The sequence below is a fragment of the Ruegeria sp. YTSC230 genome, from assembly GCF_059609665.1.
In genome coordinates this window covers 90,493-107,320 of sequence record NZ_JBXWMC010000010.1, presented here as the reverse complement: position 1 = coordinate 107,320, position 16,828 = coordinate 90,493, and the positions used below count along the sequence as shown (strand labels likewise).

Genomic DNA, 16,828 nt, shown 5'->3' with positions numbered 1-16,828 from the left:
CTGATCAGGGCTACACTCGGGTACATGATGCATCCCGCTGATCTGCCGGAGACGGTATCCGTTTTCCCATTGCCCGGGGCGCTTTTGCTGCCCCGGTCTCGCTTGCCGCTACATATTTTTGAGCCGCGCTACCTGCAAATGCTGGACGACGCGCTGAAAACGCCTGAACGCTTGATCGGCATGGCCCAGCCGAACCCCTGTCAGTCCAACGAAAGCAAGCTGCACCAAATCGGTTGTGCCGGACGTGTGACACAGTTTTCTGAAACCGAAGATGGTCGCTACCTGATTACATTGTCCGGCATCTCGCGATTTCGGATCAAGTCCGAGCTGGATGCGTTTACGCCTTATCGCCGTTGTGCTGTTTCATGGGACGGGTTTGACCGCGATCTTGGCAAGGCCGAGGCGGACAATGCGTTCGATCGGTTGCGATTTTTGGATCTGCTTGAACGGTTTTTTTCCTCGCGCCAGCTGTCGACCGACTGGGACACGTTGAAGGATGCCGATGACGAGCTGCTAGTGAATTCTCTGTCGATGCTGCTGGATTTCGATCCCGAAGAGAAACAGGCGCTGCTTGAGGCACCTTGCCTTCGCACGCGCCGCGAGACATTGGTGACGTTGATTGAATTCGCCATGCGCGGCGGATCGAGCGAGGAAAAACTGCAATGACCGAACCTGAACACCTATTTGATCGCCACATGCTTGAGGCGCTGATCTGTCCGCAGACGCACACTACTTTGCACTACGACGCCGAAAAGCAGGAACTGGTGTCCAAAGCTGCCAATCTAGCCTTTCCGATCCGCAACGGTATCCCGGTGATGCTGGTGGATGAAGCCCGGCACCTTGACTAAATCGCGCGCCCTTGCAGAAGTTTCGGCAGATCTCCGGTCAGCCCGGCGGCCTCACGGACAAAGCCGCGACGTAGTCCGGGGATCGAGCCGACGATCTCCATCCCGATGTCGCGCCCGAAGCGCAGAATCGGGTTGTCGTTCGAAAACAGCTTGTTGAACACATCGGTCGCCATGGCCAGCGCCGCCGTGTCGAACCGTCTCCATTCCTGGTAACGTTCCAAAACCAATACCGAACTGATATCTTCGCCACGCCGTCCGGCCAGTGTCAGAACTTCCGCCAAGGCACCTACGTCCCGAAGACCTGCGTTCAAACCCTGACCTGCAATTGGATGCATGCCGTGGGCGGCGTCCCCGACCAAAGCCATGCGGTCACCGATAAAGGAATTGGCGATCGTCAGGTTTAGCGGATAGGTGAATCGGTCGCCCTGAAGGCGGATGTCACCCAGAAAATCACCAAAGCGCGGGCGCAATACCTGCAGATAGTCCGCCTCGGGCATGGCGTTGATGCGTTTGGCCATTTCGGAGCGTTCGCTCCAGACGATCGAGCTGCGATTGCCGGTCAGCGGCAGAATCGCCAAGGGGCCGGGGGGCATGAAGAACTGATGCGCCACGCCGTTATGGGGCAGGTCATGCTCAATGGCACAGACCAGCGCGGTCTGGCCGTAGTCCCAACCGGTGCGCTTGATCCCAGCACGCGCTGCGGTGCCACTGCGGCGCCCGTCACAGCCAACCAACAATCCGCCGGTCAGGGTCGTGCCATCATCCAGCGTCAGCGTTACGCCGGTGTCGTCGGTGGCTTGTGCGACAACGGTTTTGCCGCTGATCTGCGTGATGCCGTCCTGTTCGGCCATGGCATCCAGAAACGCGCGGCGCAGGTGGCGGTCTTCGACCATGTAACCCATCGGGCCTTCTTCAATCTCGGCATGGTCAAAATGCAGGAAAAACGGGGATGGGCCTGCACCAGAATGCCCATCAGTGACTTTGATCTCAAGCATGGGTTGGGCATGTTCTGTCACCTTGTCCCAGACGCCAACCGCATCCAGCAGCCGCTGCGAGGCCAGCGCCAGCGCATAGGCGCGCCCGTCAAAAGCCGCGTTTTTCCGTGCTTTTTCGGCCAATGCGTCGATGACGGTGACAGAATGCCCTGTCTGGGCCAGTGCCAGTGCCAGGGCCGGGCCGTTTAGGCCGCCGCCTACAATCAGGATATCCGAGTTGTGTTCCATGGCCTGCAATATGCGCGCCCTTTCGGGATTGTCCATGTGCGGTCCTGTCGCTACCGTCCCTCAAAGTGCTTTTTTCGCAAGGGGGCAGGGATGCAGGGCTGGCTGACCATGACGGCGTGTGATCTGGGTCGGGGTATCGGCATGGGACAGATCGATCCAGTTGAATTGACCGAGACCTATCTGACCGCCATCGACGCGCATCCGCACCGCGACAGGATCTATGCCCGCGTTACGCATGATCGTGCCAGGGCCGAGGCACAGGCTGCGCAGGAGCGCGCCAATCTGGGCCTGCGGCGGTCCCTGTTGGATGGTGTGCCGATCAGCTGGAAAGATCTGTTCGACACCGCCGGCACCGCGACTGAGGCAGGCTCGGCCTTGCTGAAAGGCCGGGTGCCCGAAATGGACGCGGTCGTTGTGCGTAACGCCACCGCCATGGGCACGGTCTGTCTGGGCAAGACGCATATGAGCGAGCTGGCCTTCTCAGGCCTTGGCCTGAACCCGATCACTGGCACGCCCCCATGCATTGACGATGAAGACGCCGTATCCGGAGGCTCTTCTTCCGGCGCGGCCGCATCGGTGGCCTGGGGGCTTGCCGCCTGTGGGATTGGTTCGGATACGGGCGGGTCAGTGCGCATTCCAGCGGCCTGGAACAATCTGGTCGGGCTGAAAACCACCGCCGGGCGCGTCAGCCTTGAGGGTACAGTGCCCTTGTGTCTGCGGTTCGACACTGTTGGTCCACTGACCCGCTCAGTCGAGGACGCGGCTCAGATGCTGGCCTTGCTCGAGGGGCGCTCTCCACCGGATCTTCGCGGTGCCAGCCTGAAAGGCCGCCGCTTTGCCAATCTTCAGACTGTGGCACAGGACGACCTGAGGGATGAACCGCGTAAGGCCTTTGAGGATGGGTTGCAAAAACTCACCGAGGCAGGCGCCGAGATCGTACCGCTGGACGTCCCCGAGCTGCACGACGCCATGGCGCTGTCCGGCATTCTGTACACGACCGAAGCTTATGGGTTGTGGCGCGATGTGATCGAGGCCAACCCTGACGCCATGTATCCCGAGATACTGGAACGGTTTCGGTCGGGTCAAAACGCGACCGGTGCCGATTACATCGCGGCCTGGTCCAGGCTGAAAGCCTGTCGGGCTGCATGGGATGCCGCCACATCCGGGTTTGATGCGGTGCTTGCGCCGACAGCGCCCATTTTGCCGCCGAATCTGGATCGGTTGATGAATGACCATGACTACTATGTCACGGAAAATCTGTTGGCGCTGCGCAACACCCGTATTGGCAATCTGATGGGACTTGCTGCACTGACACTGCCGACCGGAATACCCGGGTGTGGCGTGATGATGATGGGATATCCCGGCTCGGAAGAGGCCCTGCTAAGGCTGGGATCAGCCGTCGAGACGGCGTTGGCCTGAATGCCACAATCCCCTGATTCGCCACCTCTTTGTCTGGACGAAACCGGGTGCGATCTGTAGTCTGCCTGTAAAACGGGGCGAAATGATCCCGGTATTGAGGCAGTAGTTATGAATTTCCCCGAACGGTTTTCGGACCTACCGGAATATGCATTCCCGCGTTTGCGCACCCTGTTGGATCACCACCAGCCGGGCGGTGAAGTGATTCACATGACCATTGGTGCGCCGATGCATGATTTTCCGGCGTGGGTCACCGATGTGATCACAGAAAACGCGGCCGGGTTTAAGGGATACCCTCCAAACGAAGGGTCGCCCGAGTTGCGGTCGGCGATTACTGACTGGATTGATCGCCGCTATGGCGTTTCGATGGACCCTGACACCAACGTGATGGCGTTGAATGGCACGCGCGAAGGATTGTACAACGCCGCGATGGCGCTGTGCCCCGAGCAGAAAAACGGTGAAAAGCCCGTTATTCTGTGCCCGAATCCATTCTACCAGGTCTATATGGTGGCCTCGCTGTCTGTTCGTGCCGAGCCTGTATTCGTATCCGCAAATGCTGCCACAGGTCACTTGCCGAACTATTCGGGGCTACCGAAGGACGTTCTGAACCGCACCGTGGCGGCCTATATCTGTTCTCCCGCCAATCCGCAGGGCGCAGTCGCCTCGCGCGACTATTGGGTCCAACTGATCCAACTGGCCGAAACCTATGATTTCCGCATCTTCGCGGATGAATGTTATTCCGAGATTTACCGCGACACGGCACCAACAGGTGTACTGACCGTCGCGCAGGAACTTGGGGCCGATCCGGAGCGGATCACCTTGTTCAATTCACTGTCGAAGCGGTCCAATCTGGCTGGTCTGCGCTCGGGCCTGATCGCCGGTGGTCCCGAGACCATCAAGAGGGTCAAGCAGTTACGCAACTACGCAGGTGCGCCTTTACCGCTACCTTTGCAGGCTGCCGCCGCAAAAGTTTGGGCAGATGAGGCGCATGTTGTAGAGAACCGCGCGCTGTATCAGGAAAAATACACGATCGCGGATGAGGTTTTCGCGGGCGTGCAGGGCTATATGGCGCCTGAAGCCGGGTTTTTCCTATGGCTGCCAGTCGAAAATGGCGAGCAAACCACATTAAGGCTGTGGCAGGAAACCGGTGTTCGGGTGCTGCCTGGTGCATATCTTTCTCAAGGTGATCCGGGGCAAAACCCGGGCGAACAATTTATCCGGGTCGCAATGGTGGCCCCAAAAACAGAGTTGCGGCAGGGGCTGATTACGCTCCGTGACTGCATCTATTCGTGAGGTACGAGGGCAAAATGGCATCATATAACGCGCGCAACCGCGATCCATTGCTGGACAGTACGACCCAAGCCGCCATCGAAAGGCGTAGCAAGGAACTGATCGGGATCGCCCTGATCCTGCTGGGGCTGGCTTCAGCCGCGATGATCTGGTCCTACACGCCGGATGATCCGAACTGGATGGTGTCGACAGACGCGCCAGTGCAAAATTGGATGGGGCGGATTGGGGCGTCGATCGCCGCGCCGCTGTTCATGATCGTTGGATGGGGCAGTTGGAGTATCGCGCTGGTGCTGATCGGTTGGGGCATACGCTTTGCCGGGCACTTCGGCGAGGAACGCGCAGTGGCCCGCCTGATCTTTGCGCCGATCTGGATTGCCATCGTTTCAGTCTACGCCGCGACTTTGGTGCCGGGTGAGGCATGGCGCACGACCCACAGCTTTGGTCTGGGGGGCTTGTTTGGTGATACCGTAATGGGTGCGTTGCTGACACTGCTGCCTATATCGTCACATTTCATGGTCAAACTGATGTCGCTGGCGATGGCAGCTGGCATGCTGGTGCTGGGTACATTTGTCCTTGGATTCACAAAAGCCGACGTGCGCAAAGGCACGCGTGCCTTCTTGTTGGGCCTTGTGATGTCCTATGACATGTTGATGAACCTCTTGGGTCGCAGTGCGTCGGTTACCGCACAGGCGGCACGAGATCGCCGGGCACAGTGGGAAGAGCGCAAGGCCATCCGTGTAGAGGCCAACGACGCGGTGTTTGACGATGATATGGCGTATGCCGATCTGATGTTCGAAGAGCCGGATTTCGAAGAGCCCGAACCCACAAAACCCGGACTGCTGGCGCGGATGCCAAGCCTGATTCGCCGCGCCGATCCCATGCCGGAGCCTGAACTGGTCGCTCGCGAACCGGTTGCCGGATTCGATGAAATGCCGGGTGAAGATCGTATTAAGTCCAAGATTTCCGCAGCCGTACGCAATCGCAAAGTGGCCGCGGGTGAAGTGGCGCCAGAGGTCGATCCAACCCTGCCTTTGACCAAAGGGCGTGGCCGGGGGCCGGACCCGTTGATTTTGAACGCCAGAGGCGGAGAGGAGCTTCCGCCCGAGCCGCCGATGACATTGGACGATCTGCCGCCTGAGCCGATGCTGACAGCAGAGCCAGAACCCGAGTGGCAGCAGGAACCCCTGCATCATGATTTTGCGCCCGAGCCCGTCTATGAGGATGAGGCCGTATTTGAAGACGCACCCGAACCCGAACCGACCCCGCTTCCTGCGATGAAAATTCCAGTGGCCGAACCGCGCAAACCCGTAGTGGCACAGCCTGTTCGCCGCACCCCTGCGCCGTCGCGTCGTGCACAGGCCGAAGCTCAGCCTGGGTTGTCCTTTGAAGACCGGCATTCGGACTTTGAGTTGCCGCCTCTGAGCTTGCTGTCCAACCCTTCCAGCATTCAGCGCCATCACCTCAGCGATGAGGCATTGGAAGAAAACGCGCGCATGTTGGAAAACGTGCTGGACGACTATGGCGTCAAGGGTGAGATCACCAGTGTCCGCCCCGGCCCGGTTGTTACCATGTACGAACTAGAGCCTGCTCCGGGCCTGAAAGCGAGCCGGGTTATCGGTCTGGCCGACGATATCGCGCGCTCGATGTCGGCACTGTCGGCACGTGTTTCGACCCTGCCGGGTCGCTCGGTGATCGGGATCGAATTGCCCAATGAAAACCGCGAGATGGTGGTTTTGCGCGAAATCCTTGCCAGCCGTGATTTTGGTGATGGTAACCACGCGCTGCCACTGGCGCTGGGCAAGGATATCGGCGGCGAATCCATGGTCGCAAACCTGGCCAAGATGCCCCACTTGTTGATTGCGGGGACAACCGGTTCCGGTAAGTCGGTTGCGATCAACACCATGATCCTATCGCTGCTATATAAGCTGACACCGGACGAATGTCGCCTGATCATGATCGACCCCAAGATGCTGGAACTGTCCGTCTATGATGGCATTCCGCATCTGCTGTCGCCCGTTGTGACCGACCCGAAAAAGGCGGTTGTCGCGCTGAAATGGGTCGTGGGCGAGATGGAGGACCGCTATCGTAAAATGTCCAAGATGGGTGTGCGCAACATCGCGGGCTACAATGGCCGCGTGAAGGACGCGTTGGCCAAGGGCGAGATGTTCAGCCGCACCGTGCAGACCGGGTTCGACGATGAAACCGGCGAGCCAACGTTCGAGACAGAAGAGTTCGCGCCCGAAGCGATGCCCTACATCGTCGTGATTGTTGATGAGATGGCCGACCTGATGATGGTCGCGGGCAAAGAGATCGAGGCCTGTATCCAGCGACTGGCGCAGATGGCAAGGGCCTCGGGTATTCACCTGATCATGGCCACGCAGCGCCCCTCGGTCGATGTGATTACCGGTACGATCAAGGCGAACTTCCCAACCCGGATTTCGTTCCAGGTGACCTCGAAAGTCGACAGCCGCACTATTCTGGGCGAAATGGGGGCCGAGCAACTGCTGGGGCAGGGCGACATGCTGTATATGGCAGGTGGTGCCAAGATCACCCGTTGCCACGGCCCGTTTGTTTCGGACGAGGAAGTCGAGGAAATCGTCAACCACTTGAAACAGTTCGGCCCACCGGACTATGTGAACACCGTACTGGACGGCCCATCTGAGGATAAAGCCGACAACATCGATGCCGTATTGGGCCTCAACACCGGTGGCAACACCAACGGGGAAGACGCGCTATACGATCAGGCGGTGGCGATTGTGATCAAGGATCGCAAATGCTCGACCTCGTACATTCAGCGGAAACTTGCCATTGGCTACAACAAAGCTGCGCGACTTGTTGAGCAAATGGAAGATGAAGGCGTTGTTTCGTCGGCAAATCATGTCGGGAAACGCGAAATCCTCGTACCCGAACAATAGGATATTTAATAACAAGGGCAGAGCGCTTATCTGGGAACTTATGAAACAGATTGCCTTTGCCCTTGCTTTGACACTCGCCGCGCCTGCGGCCTGGGCGGCTGATAAGCTGCCGTTGTCCCAAATCTCAAACTACCTCAATGGCCTCAAAACCGTTGAGACCACGTTTACACAAGTCAACGATGACGGCTCGCTGAGCACCGGAAAGCTGTGGATAGAACGCCCCGGTAAGATGCGGTTCGAATATGACCCGCCCAACGGCGCTGTGGTTCTGGCGCGCGCAGGTACGGTGCAGATCTTTGATCCGAAATCGAACCAGCCGCCGGAACAGTATCCGTTGAAACGTACGCCGTTGTCGCTGGTGCTGGCGCGTAACGTCAATCTGGGACAGGCGAACATGGTGGTTGCCCATGATTTTGACGGGACGGCCACGGTTGTTACCGCTCGGGACCCAAAAAATCCCGAATCCGGCCGGATTGAACTGATGTTCACGGGGGACCCGATCGAGCTGCGCAAATGGGTCATTCACGACAATGCTGGCAGTCAGACGACCGTGTTGCTGGGTCAGTTGACCACTGGTGGCAACCTCAGCAACGATTTGTTTTCCAGATCAAAAAGAAGCGGGTCAGGCAATCGCTGACCCGCACCCCTGTCAGTAGCGGCAATTGGCCAGCTGCGCCTGATAAAGCTTGGCGCGTGCGTCGACGTCATTAGCGACGTTCAACAGCCAAGATTTGCTGTTATGGCTGCCGCGGGCAAAGCCGGTGTGCCCCTCGTGATAGGCCAGATACTGGTTGCGGGTATCTGTGGGGTGAATACCGTTCCGCTGTTGGCTTTTGTTCATGTACCAGCCGATGAAATCCGACGCATCGCGGATGCGGTCCCGCTTGGCGCGGCGTTTGCCGGTCTCTTTGCGGTATTCATCCCAGGTGCCGTCCAGCGCCTGACTGAAACCGTAGGCGCTGCTTTGACGGCCCATCGGGATCACACCCAGAACGTATTGGTGCGGCGTACGTGCGTCGTGCTTATAGCGGCTTTCCTGATAGATCGTCGCCATCTGAACGTGAATTGGGACGCCCCATTTCCGTTCGGTGCTTTTGAACGCCTTGATAAAATCAGGCCGTTCGCGCGCAATGCTGCACGCGTCGTTCAATCTGCTCGGTGGCTGTTTGGACCCGCCACCGCAGGATGCCAAAAGCAGCACCCCGAAGAGTACGAAAAGAATTCTGCTCATGTGCCTCGTGCCTTTTTTCTTTATTCTAGCGCAAATTGAGCGTTTAGGAAATCACAATCGTCATAGGACAATGGCTAGAATTATAGGCAAAGCGCCCACGCTAAGCACAGTTGAAACCATGACCATCCCTGCAACCGCGTCCGAATCCGCGTCAAACCGCTCGGCCAGCAGGTACGATGTAACCGCGACTGGAGTGCACATCTGCAGGACCAATACTCCAAAGGCGGTTGAATCCAGATCAAAGAAGCGGGCGATTGTCCAGCCAAGCGCGAAGCAGACCACCAACTTCAGGACAGACAGCCGGATCGCCTGACTCAGTTTGCGCGTCGTCAGCCTTGCAATTGCCACGCCGACTGTAATCAACATCATGGGGATGGCCATTTGGCCTAGCAGCTCTAGCGTATTGGTCAGGAACAGTGGCGTTTCCCAGTCTTGCCATAGGAATAAGGCCCCAAGCAGGGTCGCCCAAACCATCGGTTCGCGCGCAACTTTGCCGAATGCACCCTTTCCAGCGACGAGGTAAATTCCATAGGTGAAGGAAAACAGGGCGGTAATTGCCAGGAAAATGACTGCAAAACCCAGACCTGCCTGACCAAACGCAAAAATGCACAGCGGCAGGCCCAGATTTCCGGTATTGCCAAAAATCAGTGGCGACAGGTAAGTCCGACGGTCCAGGTTTGAAAGTCGAACGAAAACGCCAAAGGCCACGGCAAGGCCAATATGACCCGCAATTGCGGCCAGTGTGAAGCGGGTCAACTCTCCTGCCGGGATCTCGGTTTGCATCAGCGCCACAAAGATCAGGCTGGGCACGGCAAGCGTCACGGCAAGGCGCGTCACAAACTCCAAACGGTACTCAAAACCAAGTTTGACCCAGGTGAATCCAATGCCCGCCAGCAAGAAAACCGGCGCCACAATTTCGAACACTGTCAGTAAGATGTTCACAGACTGTTTCCTTTAATTTCCGATCAATGATTGGCATTCCGGCCCGGAAAGAGGTAGTAAGATCTCTGGGGGCTGAGATAATGCTGAAGACAAATGCCAAGTACCGCCTGGGACAGGTGGTCCGCCATAAAAAGCATCCCTTCCGAGGGGTGATTTTTGACGTGGACCCGGAATTTTCCAACACAGAAGAGTGGTATCAGGCCATTCCCGAGGACAGCCGGCCCATCAAGGATCAGCCGTTTTATCATCTGCTCGCAGAAAACGACCAATCCTTCTATGTGGCTTATGTTTCAGAACAAAATCTGATTGCGGACCAATCCGGGGAACCGGTGGAGCATCCTGATATTCCTGACATGTTCGGTCCTTTCGAGAATGGCGCGTACCCGCTGCACTTTAATTTGAACTAAGTGATTTGGTGCGCCAGATTGCGCGCCTAGGCGGTTAATAACCTAACGCACAACCGTCTTTTCTGGGGTCACTTGCGCCTTCCAGAACACCATCTGTGCGGATTCGGATTGCTTGCGCTCCGCCAAGGGGCGTTTCTGGAACCTGAACGTTGTGCCCAAAATCGCTCAATTGTTGAGATGTGCTGGGCGGAATTCCGCGTTCAAGTTTCAGAACGCCGCCGTCTGCAAAGGCGCGCGGGGCGTCCACAGAGGCCTGCAAACCCAACCCATGATCCGTGAGGTTGGACAATAGGCGTGCGTGGCCTGTTGGCTGAAAAGCTCCGCCCATCACGCCAAACGGCATCAGTACCCGGCCATCCTGTTTGAGCATACCGGGAATGATCGTGTGCATCGGGCGTTTGCCCGGGCCAAGCTCGTTTGGGTGACCGGCGCTCAGGTTGAAGCCTGAGCCGCGGTTTTGCAGCAAAATCCCGTATTTTTCCGATGCGATGCCAGACCCAAAGCTGTGAAATATGGAATAGATCAGCGAAACGGCCATCCGATCCCGGTCAACAACCGTAATATAGACTGTGTCCTTGTGAATGGACTCGGTTAGTGGGGCTGCCGCTGGCATGGCGCGCTTGGGGTCAATCAACGCGGCCAGCTTATTCGCCACGCTCTGGTCGAGGAATCGTTCAGCGTGGGTTGTGTGATCGGGGTCCGCAATGAACCGATTGCGCGCGTCATAAGCGAGTTTCGAGGCCTCGGCCTCAAGATGGATGAGTTCTGGGCCAAATGGGTCAAGACCGGTCAGATCGAAGTTCTTTAGGATGTTCAAAAGCAGGATTGCAGTCGCACCTTGGCCGTTTGGCGGGTGTTCGACAAGATCGATGCCGTTGTAGTTTCCGCTGACAGGCTGGGATTTTGTGCATTGCGTGGCTAGAAAATCCTCGGCCGTGTGAACACCACCCAATGCTGTTAGGGCGTCAATCATATCCTGTGCAATTTCACCGGCATAAAAGGCGTCACGACCATTGCGCGCAATCTGGCGCAGAACCTCGGCTTGCCCTGGCGCGCGAAAGACCTGACCTGTTTTTGGCGCTTCGCCGTCAGTCAGGTAGTGCCTGCGCGCGGCGCCCTGTAACGTGGCGGCCCCCGTTTTCCAATCATAGGCGACGCGGGGTGCAACCGGGACACCCACCTCGGCATAGTGTATGGCTGGCTGTAGAATTGCGTCCAGCCCAAGCTTTCCTTCGGATTCTGCCAAATGGCATAACGCATCAATTGCACCGGGAATAGTCACAGCATCGGGCGTGTTCAATGGCACTGAATCCAGCCCTTCGTCCCGCAACCGATCGGCATCCGCAGCTGCTGGCGCACGGCCAGACCCGTTCAGAGCCCGAATTTGATCTTCGCCCGCGCGATTGAACAGAACAAAGCAATCACCGCCGATTCCAGTCATCTGCGGTTCACAAATGCCCAGCAGCACGGCACCTGAGATGGCGGCGTCCATGGCATTGCCGCCTTGTTGGAGAATACTCACCGCAGCCTGCGCGGCCAGAGGATGTGATGTGGCGCACATTCCTTCGGTTGCCAAAACTTCGGACCGACCCGGAGTGTGAAAATCCCGCATAGCTTTGCCTTCTCCCTTTGAACGCGCCGAAGGTAAAGCGTGGTCAGAGATTGTCTAGTCACATCAAGGAGAAGATCCTCGGCGCCGTTCACTGGGTGGGGGCTGTGACACGAGGCGCCGAGGGAAGCTATCTGAGCTACGGATACCTTTTTGCCCTTTGTTTGCGGCGCGGCAATGGTGCGATCTGGGCCATTATGTGACTATTTTGGGTCAGGTGGTCGGGTTTGGAAAGTCAAACCGCAGGGACAACCGGTTGCAGCCATTGCGATGTTCATAGCGAATGTCGCTGGTCAGTTCGTGGATCAGGAACCAGCCAAACCCGCCTTCGGGCAACTCGTCGAGTGTCGATCCCAAAGGCGCGGGCACACCATCGGGCACGCGAAATCCCGGCAAAGGAGTCCCGGTGTCAGAGATCAAAATATCCAACCAATTTTGGTGCAGCCGACAATGCACCCGGACCTTGGCCGGGGTGACGTCCGAATAAGCATGCTCCACCACATTGTTGATCGCCTCGGCCAGAGCGATTTTCACGTCGCTCGCCTTGTGTGGCGGTAGACCCTGCGCCTCCAGCCCTTTGCTTAGCTGGGCGATACCAACACTGGCTTCGGTTTCGGTTGCAGTAAAGCTCAGATCCAAGCAGTTCCCGTTCCCCATCGACATCGCGCCTATTCAATCCGTGAAGTCATTCCGCCGGCGGTGCCAGAGCGTCGTCCAGGGTAGGATAGAGGTTGAAAACCGTATCCATGCGGGTCAGCCGAAACACCTTTTCGACAAACGGGTGCAACCCGGCCAAATCCAACCTGCGGTCACTGCCCAGTTGTTTCATCGACGCGACGATGGCCCCAAGGCCGCTTGAATCGATAAATTCGACCCCCGTCAGGTCCAGAACAACGCGCGACGCGCCACCGTCGGCCTCATTGCGCATGTCTTCCTTGAACTGAATGGCCATTGCGGCATCAATCCGGTCCGAATGCACGGTAATGATCTGCGTCGTGTCTGTTATCTTACTGGTCAGGGCCATGCGCACGGGCTCTCTAAACTGAAAATCACTCGTAGAAATACGCTAGACGACAATTCTTACCATTCTGTATCCATTCCAGTAGAAAAGCGAAGGAGCATCCAGATGAAGCAAGTCGTTATCGCCGGCGCGGCGCGGACCCCGATGGGTGGGTTTCAGGGGATGTTCGATACCGTGACAGCGGCCGATCTGGGCGGCGGCGCCATCAGGGCAGCGTTGCAAGGGGCCGGTACTGAAACCGTTGACGAAGTCCTTATGGGATGTGTTTTGCCGGCCGGGCAGGGGCAGGCGCCCGCGCGCCAGGCCGGTTTTGCGGCAGGGTTGGGCGAAGACGTTCCCGCCACAACGCTGAACAAAATGTGCGGATCGGGCATGAAAGCGGCCATGATGGCCTATGACCAGATCGCTTTAGGGCATGCCGATACAATGATCGCAGGTGGGATGGAGAGCATGACGAACGCGCCATACCTTTTACCCAAAATGCGCGAAGGCGCGCGATTGGGTCATACGCAGGCAATGGATCATATGTTCTTGGACGGGCTCGAGGACGCTTACGACAAAGGTCGCCTGATGGGCACATTCGCCGAAGACTGCGCCGAGGCCTATCAGTTCACGCGCGAAGCGCAGGACGAATATGCGCTGCGTTCATTGTCAAATGCGCTGGCCGCACAGGAAAACGGCGCATTCGCGGATGAAATCACGCCGGTTACGGTCCGCACCCGAAAGAGTGAGGTCACGCAGGCCACGGATGAACAGCCGCTTTCGGCGCGGCCCGAGAAGATCCCGACGCTCAAGCCGGCGTTTCGGAAGGATGGCACTGTCACGGCGGCAAACTCTTCTTCGATATCGGACGGTGCCGCTGCATTGGTGCTGGTATCCGAGAACGCAGCCCATGCGCAGGGTCTGACTGTTCGTGCCCGTATTGTCGGCCACGCTAGCCATGCGCAGGCACCGGGGCTGTTTACGACGGCACCTGTTCCGGCCGCGCAGAAACTGCTGACCAACATCGGCTGGTCGAAAGAAGATGTCGATCTGTGGGAGGTCAACGAAGCCTTTGCGGTCGTGCCGATGGCGTTCATGCACGAAATGGGTCTGCCCCGCGATATCGTCAACGTGAACGGCGGGGCTTGCGCACTTGGACATCCGATCGGTGCGTCGGGTGCGCGGATTATAGTCACGCTGCTGAACGCGTTGGAAAAGCGAAACCTGAAACGCGGGGTGGCGGCGATCTGCATCGGCGGCGGCGAAGGAACGGCGATCGCCATCGAACGCGTTTGACGCTTCACCTTTTTCCAAATACTCCGGTACAAACGTGCCACGAGTTCTGACATGACAGCTGATTATAATACACTTGCCAAAACCATCGCAGCCCTGACCGAGGGGGAAACCGATGACGTGGCCCTGATGGCTACAGTCGCGTGCGAGGTGCATCATTCCGATGATCGATTTGACTGGACAGGCTTCTACCGGGTCACCGAGCCGGGGCTTTTGAAGATTGGACCTTATCAAGGTGGGCACGGCTGTCTGGTCATCCCGTTCGACCGCGGTGTCTGTGGCGCTGCCGCCCGTACGGGCGAGGTACAGTTGGTGCCGGATGTGGATGCGTTTCCGGGCCATATCGCCTGCGCATCTTCGACCAGATCCGAGGTGGTGCTGCCTGTGCACAACGCCGCCGGTGACGTCATTGCGGTGTTCGATATCGACAGTGATCAACCCAACGCGTTCAATGAACAAGACGCAAGGCAACTGAGCGGAATTCTGTCCAACGTATTCGCCAAGTAAAAATGGCCGGGGGCGTACCCCCGGCCATATTGATTAGTGTGTGCTTCCTATCAGGTGCTCAGAAGCTTGGCTTTCTGCGCTGCAAATTCCTCATCCGTCAGAACGCCTTTTTCCTTGAGCGTTGCAAGCCGTTCCAGCTCATCCGCGGCGGACACGGTCGCGACTGAGCGGATATAGTCCTTTTGCGCCTGTTCGATCTGGCTCATGGCTTCGGCATTGTGCTGGTGCATTTTGTCGCCGCGGACAATCAGGTAGGCCAGAACACCCATCCAAGGAATCAGGATGACAAAGGCAATCCAGACTGCCTTTCCACCGCCACTTAGGTCCTTGGATCGGAAGACATCGGCCACAACCGAAATCATCACCCAGAACCAGGCCACCATCAGGAACAGCCAGAAGATTGACCAGACTATGTCGAAGAAACCGATGCCGTTGTCCATTTGTCATTCAACCCTTTGCGAATGCGTAAGAATAATCATATTCAGATAGAATGAGAGTGTAGCAGACAGTTTCCCAAATGGTTAGCACCTAATCCCTGATGGAAATCTCGCGCTAGACTAGGCTGGGCAATTCCAAGGCCGCCAGAAGATAGGCTAGGACAGCCTGAGCGCCGAAAATCCCAAAGATGTAGTATGAAAACAGCCGCTTGCGGGTTTTGTGTCTGAAAATCCACCGCCCCAGCAATGCGCCTGGACTGCCGCCCAGCGCCGCCAGCCACAATAGTTTTCGTTCCGGGATACGCCCTTTCCGCCGTCTTGCCCGCAGCTTATCCCAGCCAAAGGCAAGCAAAGTCAGGGTGTTGACGACCCACAGATAAATCACCGCAATCCACATGGTTGACGGATATCCAAACAATGTCGTGGACCCAAGTGAAAAAAATCTTGGATTTTTCACGGAATCAATGCATCGTGAAAAACGAGGAGAAAATTTCACCAAACTTCGGAGCGTTCAGTGAACAGCCAAGCCCCGCACAGCGCCACACTCGGAGCCGACCTTCGCGCATTGCGCAAAGCGCGCGGGCTGACGCTGACCGAGATCGCTGCACGTCTGGGTCGTTCTGTAGGTTGGCTTAGCCAAGTCGAGCGCGACAAATCCGACCCCTCAATTTCCGACCTGCGCCAGATTGCCGAATGTCTGGGCGTGCCGATGTCGATGCTGTTCGCGCATTCCTCCGCTCCGGCAGATGAGCAGGGGTATGTGGTGCGCGCCGGAACGCGCCGCCCGATGGGGTCCGGTGAGGAAGGGTTGATCGAAGAACTGCTGTCGCCCGATCTGACCGATGATTTCGAAATGGTGCATTCCACGTTCAAGCCCCGATCGAAAATGCAAACCCCGGCCAACCGACCAACGCAGGAGGTAGGGTACATGGTGTCAGGGCGGTTGGCACTGACGATCAGTGGGCGCCAGTTTTCGGTCGGCCCCGGCGACAGCTTTCGGATCAAACATGAACCCTATCAATGGTCGAACCCCTATGATGAGCCCGCAGTGGCCATCTGGGTTATCGCTCCGCCGGTGTACTGATGAGCTTTGAAGCCTGGACCATATTCGCGCTGTTTTGGGTGGTGTTCGTCACCACTCCGGGTCCGAATGCGGTAAACTGCATCTCGAACGGAATGAGCCTGCCGTTTCCCAAGGCGATGCTAGGTGTTTTGGCGATTCTGACGCAGGCCAGCACGTTTTTGATTCTGTCAGCACTAGGTGTGACCGCGTTGATCGCAGCCTCCCCAACCGGGTTTTTCATCGCCAAACTGGTTGGTGCAGGGTTCCTGATTTGGGTTGGGGTTCGCGGTTGGATGAATGCCACGCGTCCGGCACCAGTTACCGAACGCCCTGCGCGTCACGTGTATCTACACGCACTGGCGGTTGCGACGATCAATCCTAAAAGCGTGGCAGGGTATCTCGCCGCCTTTTCGCAATTTGTGCAACCGGATGTGCCGATCTGGCAGCAGATGGTCGTCATCATGCCCACGGCGCTGGTCATTACCACGCTCAGCTATACCGGGTTCACCCTGATGGGCACATTGATGGGCAAAGCGGCGCTGGGAGCGGTTTTCAACACTTGGGTGCGTCGTGTCATGGCCGCCTGTTTCATCATCTATGGCGTGTTGCTGGGTGCCAGCTCCACGCCCGCAGCTAGGGGGTAA

Annotated in this window: 19 protein-coding genes; 11 read left to right on the top strand and 8 right to left on the bottom strand. The window is 57.6% G+C overall.

Features of this window, described 5'->3' with window-relative positions:
• Window positions 1-24: 24 nt before the first annotated feature.
• Both AC2FD9_RS18820 and AC2FD9_RS18815 read left to right on the top strand, forming a co-directional pair.
• On the top strand, window positions 25-666 hold the full coding sequence (locus AC2FD9_RS18820; protein ID WP_282170494.1) for an LON peptidase substrate-binding domain-containing protein: 642 nt from the start codon (window positions 25-27) through the stop codon (window positions 664-666).
• Window positions 663-848, top strand: coding sequence for a Trm112 family protein (locus AC2FD9_RS18815; RefSeq protein WP_496837976.1), 186 nt, complete (start codon window positions 663-665; stop codon window positions 846-848). The genes AC2FD9_RS18820 and AC2FD9_RS18815 overlap by 4 nt, the downstream gene beginning before the upstream one ends.
• Here AC2FD9_RS18815 and AC2FD9_RS18810 read toward each other — a convergent pair.
• Window positions 845-2,107 (bottom strand): FAD-dependent monooxygenase, encoded by a 1,263-nt coding sequence (locus AC2FD9_RS18810; protein WP_496837974.1) that lies wholly within the window; start codon window positions 2,105-2,107, stop codon window positions 845-847. The two genes, AC2FD9_RS18815 and AC2FD9_RS18810, sit on opposite strands and share 4 nt — an antisense overlap.
• A 54-nt stretch (window positions 2,108-2,161) precedes the next feature.
• Here AC2FD9_RS18810 and AC2FD9_RS18805 point away from each other — a divergent pair, with 54 nt between their 5' ends.
• The 4 genes from AC2FD9_RS18805 (at window position 2,162) to AC2FD9_RS18790 (ending at window position 8,329) form a co-directional block, all read left to right on the top strand.
• Window positions 2,162-3,490: an amidase gene (locus AC2FD9_RS18805; protein WP_496838342.1), complete on the top strand. Its 1,329-nt coding sequence runs from the start codon at window positions 2,162-2,164 to the stop codon at window positions 3,488-3,490.
• Between the two features lie 108 nt (window positions 3,491-3,598).
• Entirely contained in the window at window positions 3,599-4,780 is a 1,182-nt protein-coding gene (locus AC2FD9_RS18800) for an aminotransferase class I/II-fold pyridoxal phosphate-dependent enzyme (RefSeq protein ID WP_496838340.1), read from the top strand.
• A 14-nt stretch (window positions 4,781-4,794) separates the two neighbouring features.
• Window positions 4,795-7,692 (top strand): DNA translocase FtsK 4TM domain-containing protein, encoded by a 2,898-nt coding sequence (locus tag AC2FD9_RS18795; RefSeq protein ID WP_496838338.1) that lies wholly within the window; start codon window positions 4,795-4,797, stop codon window positions 7,690-7,692.
• 40 nt (window positions 7,693-7,732) lie between these two features.
• On the top strand, window positions 7,733-8,329 hold the full coding sequence (locus AC2FD9_RS18790; RefSeq protein WP_496838337.1) for a LolA family protein: 597 nt from the start codon (window positions 7,733-7,735) through the stop codon (window positions 8,327-8,329).
• Window positions 8,330-8,341: 12 nt separating this feature from the next.
• On the opposite strand, the gene AC2FD9_RS18785 is transcribed toward AC2FD9_RS18790, so the two are convergent.
• Together AC2FD9_RS18785 and AC2FD9_RS18780 are read right to left on the bottom strand one after the other, a co-directional pair.
• On the bottom strand, window positions 8,342-8,923 hold the full coding sequence (locus AC2FD9_RS18785; protein WP_058279757.1) for a transglycosylase SLT domain-containing protein: 582 nt from the start codon (window positions 8,921-8,923) through the stop codon (window positions 8,342-8,344).
• Between the two features lie 60 nt (window positions 8,924-8,983).
• On the bottom strand, window positions 8,984-9,865 hold the full coding sequence (locus AC2FD9_RS18780; protein WP_496838336.1) for an AEC family transporter: 882 nt from the start codon (window positions 9,863-9,865) through the stop codon (window positions 8,984-8,986).
• 80 nt (window positions 9,866-9,945) lie between these two features.
• Between AC2FD9_RS18780 and hspQ the strand changes: the two genes are divergently transcribed.
• Window positions 9,946-10,272: a heat shock protein HspQ gene (hspQ, locus tag AC2FD9_RS18775; RefSeq protein ID WP_058272652.1), complete on the top strand. Its 327-nt coding sequence runs from the start codon at window positions 9,946-9,948 to the stop codon at window positions 10,270-10,272.
• Window positions 10,273-10,306: 34 nt separating this feature from the next.
• Here hspQ and ggt read toward each other — a convergent pair whose 3' ends face one another.
• The 3 genes from ggt to AC2FD9_RS18760 all read right to left on the bottom strand — a co-directional run bounded on the left by ggt (window position 10,307) and on the right by AC2FD9_RS18760 (window position 12,905).
• On the bottom strand, window positions 10,307-11,884 hold the full coding sequence (gene ggt, locus AC2FD9_RS18770) for a gamma-glutamyltransferase (RefSeq protein WP_282170486.1): 1,578 nt from the start codon (window positions 11,882-11,884) through the stop codon (window positions 10,307-10,309).
• Between the two features lie 210 nt (window positions 11,885-12,094).
• The gene (locus AC2FD9_RS18765) at window positions 12,095-12,538 is read right to left on the bottom strand and encodes an ATP-binding protein (protein WP_234416667.1); all 444 of its coding nucleotides are present in this window, start codon (window positions 12,536-12,538) and stop codon (window positions 12,095-12,097) included.
• 28 nt (window positions 12,539-12,566) lie between these two features.
• On the bottom strand, window positions 12,567-12,905 hold the full coding sequence (locus tag AC2FD9_RS18760) for an STAS domain-containing protein (RefSeq protein WP_108861130.1): 339 nt from the start codon (window positions 12,903-12,905) through the stop codon (window positions 12,567-12,569).
• A 102-nt stretch (window positions 12,906-13,007) separates the two neighbouring features.
• On the opposite strand from AC2FD9_RS18760, the gene AC2FD9_RS18755 reads away from it, so the two are divergent.
• Together AC2FD9_RS18755 and AC2FD9_RS18750 are read left to right on the top strand one after the other, a co-directional pair.
• Window positions 13,008-14,180, top strand: coding sequence for a thiolase family protein (locus AC2FD9_RS18755; protein ID WP_496838333.1), 1,173 nt, complete (start codon window positions 13,008-13,010; stop codon window positions 14,178-14,180).
• 51 nt (window positions 14,181-14,231) lie between these two features.
• Entirely contained in the window at window positions 14,232-14,684 is a 453-nt protein-coding gene (locus AC2FD9_RS18750; protein ID WP_282120306.1) for a GAF domain-containing protein, read from the top strand.
• A gap of 50 nt (window positions 14,685-14,734) precedes the next feature.
• Here AC2FD9_RS18750 and AC2FD9_RS18745 read toward each other — a convergent pair whose 3' ends face one another.
• Both AC2FD9_RS18745 and AC2FD9_RS18740 read right to left on the bottom strand, forming a co-directional pair.
• Window positions 14,735-15,124 (bottom strand): SHOCT domain-containing protein, encoded by a 390-nt coding sequence (locus AC2FD9_RS18745; protein ID WP_496838331.1) that lies wholly within the window; start codon window positions 15,122-15,124, stop codon window positions 14,735-14,737.
• A gap of 112 nt (window positions 15,125-15,236) precedes the next feature.
• Window positions 15,237-15,518, bottom strand: a complete 282-nt coding sequence (locus tag AC2FD9_RS18740; RefSeq protein ID WP_282120305.1) for a DUF1294 domain-containing protein — start codon at window positions 15,516-15,518, stop codon at window positions 15,237-15,239.
• Window positions 15,519-15,635: 117 nt separating this feature from the next.
• On the opposite strand from AC2FD9_RS18740, the gene AC2FD9_RS18735 reads away from it, so the two are divergent.
• Both AC2FD9_RS18735 and AC2FD9_RS18730 read left to right on the top strand, forming a co-directional pair.
• A complete protein-coding gene (locus tag AC2FD9_RS18735; protein ID WP_109310682.1) occupies window positions 15,636-16,205 on the top strand; it encodes a helix-turn-helix domain-containing protein in 570 nt (189 codons plus the stop codon).
• Window positions 16,205-16,828 carry a LysE family translocator gene (locus AC2FD9_RS18730; RefSeq protein WP_282170481.1) on the top strand — a complete coding sequence of 208 codons (624 nt, stop codon included), beginning with the start codon at window positions 16,205-16,207 and terminating at the stop codon, window positions 16,826-16,828. The genes AC2FD9_RS18735 and AC2FD9_RS18730 overlap by 1 nt, the downstream gene beginning before the upstream one ends.

Excerpts from the sequence above, each read along its gene's own strand:
- AC2FD9_RS18765 (WP_234416667.1), bottom strand. The coding sequence starts at position 12,538 with ATGGGGAACGGGAACTGCTTGGATCTGAGCTTTACTGCAACCGAAACC.
- AC2FD9_RS18785 (WP_058279757.1), bottom strand. The coding sequence starts at position 8,923 with ATGAGCAGAATTCTTTTCGTACTCTTCGGGGTGCTGCTTTTGGCATCC.
- AC2FD9_RS18790 (WP_496838337.1), top strand. The coding sequence starts at position 7,733 with ATGAAACAGATTGCCTTTGCCCTTGCTTTGACACTCGCCGCGCCTGCG.
- AC2FD9_RS18800 (WP_496838340.1), top strand. The coding sequence starts at position 3,599 with ATGAATTTCCCCGAACGGTTTTCGGACCTACCGGAATATGCATTCCCG.
- AC2FD9_RS18815 (WP_496837976.1), top strand. The coding sequence starts at position 663 with ATGACCGAACCTGAACACCTATTTGATCGCCACATGCTTGAGGCGCTG.
- AC2FD9_RS18795 (WP_496838338.1), top strand. The coding sequence starts at position 4,795 with ATGGCATCATATAACGCGCGCAACCGCGATCCATTGCTGGACAGTACG.
- AC2FD9_RS18755 (WP_496838333.1), top strand. The coding sequence starts at position 13,008 with ATGAAGCAAGTCGTTATCGCCGGCGCGGCGCGGACCCCGATGGGTGGG.
- AC2FD9_RS18820 (WP_282170494.1), top strand. The coding sequence starts at position 25 with ATGATGCATCCCGCTGATCTGCCGGAGACGGTATCCGTTTTCCCATTG.
- hspQ (WP_058272652.1), top strand. The coding sequence starts at position 9,946 with ATGCTGAAGACAAATGCCAAGTACCGCCTGGGACAGGTGGTCCGCCAT.
- AC2FD9_RS18750 (WP_282120306.1), top strand. The coding sequence starts at position 14,232 with ATGACAGCTGATTATAATACACTTGCCAAAACCATCGCAGCCCTGACC.
- AC2FD9_RS18740 (WP_282120305.1), bottom strand. The coding sequence starts at position 15,518 with ATGTGGATTGCGGTGATTTATCTGTGGGTCGTCAACACCCTGACTTTG.
- ggt (WP_282170486.1), bottom strand. The coding sequence starts at position 11,884 with ATGCGGGATTTTCACACTCCGGGTCGGTCCGAAGTTTTGGCAACCGAA.
- AC2FD9_RS18730 (WP_282170481.1), top strand. The coding sequence starts at position 16,205 with ATGAGCTTTGAAGCCTGGACCATATTCGCGCTGTTTTGGGTGGTGTTC.
- AC2FD9_RS18810 (WP_496837974.1), bottom strand. The coding sequence starts at position 2,107 with ATGGACAATCCCGAAAGGGCGCGCATATTGCAGGCCATGGAACACAAC.
- AC2FD9_RS18745 (WP_496838331.1), bottom strand. The coding sequence starts at position 15,124 with ATGGACAACGGCATCGGTTTCTTCGACATAGTCTGGTCAATCTTCTGG.
- AC2FD9_RS18760 (WP_108861130.1), bottom strand. The coding sequence starts at position 12,905 with ATGGCCCTGACCAGTAAGATAACAGACACGACGCAGATCATTACCGTG.
- AC2FD9_RS18805 (WP_496838342.1), top strand. The coding sequence starts at position 2,162 with ATGCAGGGCTGGCTGACCATGACGGCGTGTGATCTGGGTCGGGGTATC.